This window comes from Stenotrophomonas sp. AGC87 (assembly GCF_057333975.1).
Genome location: NZ_JBHFHW010000044.1, coordinates 34,256 through 36,584, shown reverse-complemented (window position 1 = coordinate 36,584; position 2,329 = coordinate 34,256). Strand labels below are relative to the sequence as shown.

The 2,329-nt window shown below is 67.6% G+C and carries 1 protein-coding gene; it reads right to left on the bottom strand.

Annotation, left to right across the window (positions count from 1 at the left end):
* Positions 1–41: 41 nt before the first annotated feature.
* Positions 42–2,216, bottom strand: coding sequence for a glycoside hydrolase family 3 N-terminal domain-containing protein (locus tag ACE026_RS20355; RefSeq protein ID WP_486040656.1), 2,175 nt, complete (start codon positions 2,214–2,216; stop codon positions 42–44).
* Positions 2,217–2,329 lie beyond the last annotated feature (113 nt).

Genomic DNA, 2,329 nt, shown 5'->3' with positions numbered 1-2,329 from the left:
GGTGCCGGCCAGCCGCCACCACCGGGTGACGCGAGGCCGGCTCAGGCAGCCAGCAGCTCGAAGATCACCGGCTCGCCGCTGACCGACGATGCGCACACCCACAGCTCGAACTGGCCCGGCTCGGCGCGGAACACGCCATCGCGACCGGTGAAGCCCAGCGCATGGCGGTCCAGCGTGAACTGCACCTCGGTGCTTTCACCCGGCTGCAGGGCGATCTTGTCGAAGCCCTTCAGCTCGCGCACCGGCCGCACACGGCTGGCCACACGATCGTGGATGTACAGCTGCACCACTTCCTCACCCGCCACCGCGCCGGTGTTGGTCAGCGTGGTGGTGATGGTCAGGGTGTCGTCCCAGCCCAGCTGCGCGCTGCTCAGCTGCGGCACGCCATAGGCGAACGTGGTGTAGCCGATGCCGTGGCCGAAGGCGTACGCCGGCTCGTTCGGAATCTCGCGCCAACGTGCCTTGAACTCGGACATGGTCGGCAGTTCCGGGCGACCGGTACGCGCATGGTTGTAGAAGTACGGCTGCTGGCCGGAGACCTGCGGGAAGCTGACCGGCAGGCGCCCGGACGGGTTGTAGTCACCGAACAGCACATCGGCCACGGCGTGCCCGGTCTGGGTGCCCAGGTACCAGGTGATCGCCACGGCATGCGCATTGCGCACGGCGCCCTGCAGGGCCAGCGCGCGGCCATTGCGCAGCAGCACTACAAGCGGCTTGCCGGTCATCGCCACTGCCTCGGCCAATGCCTGCTGCGCGGGCGGCAGCGTGATCTCCACGCGCGACTGCGCTTCACCGCTGTACCGCTGCGGTTCGCCCAGGGCGAGCACCACCACATCGGCACGCAGCGCGGCAGCGACCGCCTGTTCGATACCGTCCTGCACGGCCGCTTCCAGATCGCAGCCCGGCACGATCTCCAGCAGCGCCTCATCGCTGATCGCCGCGCGTACGCCGGCTTCCAGGGTGACGTAACGCGACTTGTCGCCGAACAGCGTCCAGCAGCCTTCGATGTTCTCGCGGTCCTGCACGAACGGCCCGATCAGTGCGATCTTCTGCCCAGCCTTCTTCAGCGGCAGCACCGAATCCGCATTCTTCAGCAGCACGATCGAGCGGCGCGCGGCATCGCGCGAGAGCTCGTCATGTGCGGCGATGTGCGAGGTGTCCGCTTCGCGTGCCAGATCCAGCGAGCGGTACGGGTCGTCGAACAAACCGATCGCATCCTTCAGGCGCAGGATGCGGCGCACCGATTCGTCCAGCGTGGCCATCGGCACTTCGCCGCTCTCGATCAGGCCCGGCAGGTGCTCGGCGTAGAAGCCGCTCTGCATGCTCAGGTCCAGGCCGGCAGTGAAGGCCTTGGCGGTGGCGTCGCGGTCATCGGCGGCGTAGCCGTGCGCGACCAGCTCCATGTCGGCGGTGTAATCGGAGATCACCACGCCCGGGAAGTTCCATTCCCCGCGCAGGATGTCGGTCAGCAGCTCGGCGTTGGCGCTGGCCGGCACGCCGTTGATGTCGTTGAAGGAGGACATCACGGTCAGGGCGCCGGCTTCGAAGGCGGCCTTGAACGGCGGCAGGTGGACGTCGCGCAGGGTCTGCGGCGAGATGTCGACCATGTTGTATTCCATGCCGGCCATCACCGCGCCGTAGGCGGCGAAATGCTTCGGCGTGGCCAGCAGCGCATCGTCGGCACGCAGGTCCGGGCCCTGGAAGCCGCGCACACGGGCGGCGGCGAATGCACAGCCCAGCACCACGTCTTCACCGGCGCCTTCGGCGCCACGGCCCCAGCGCTGGTCGCGGGCGATATCCACGGCCGGTGCGTAGGTCCAGTGCAGGCCGGCGGCGGTGGCTTCCACCGCGGTGGCACGTGCGGTGCGCTCAGCCAGATCCGGCTCGAAGCTGGCGGCCTCGCCCAGCGGAATCGGGAAGACGGTGCGCATGCCATGGATCACGTCGGCAGCCAGGATCACCGGGATCTTCAGGCGGCTTTCTTCCAGCGCGACCTGCTGGATGCGGCGGCCGGCTTCCACGCCGACGCCGTTGAACAGCGAGCCCACCTTGCCCTCGCGCACCTGCTGCAGCACCTGGTCGGCGTTGCTGACGTTGGCTTCCGGATTCACATCCGGCGCGAACGGGCGGACCATGTCGGCGAACACACCCAGCTGGCCGACTTTTTCAACGACGGTCATCTGGGCAATGAGGGTTTCGATACGATCGGCGGCCACCGGCTGTCCTTATGAAAACGTTTACAAGCCCGGGATTCTAGCGTTCCCGAAGCCGTTGTGAATGACTTTTGCGTTCATTTTTCTTCCCCGGAGGGAGACCCGCGCCCCCCCCC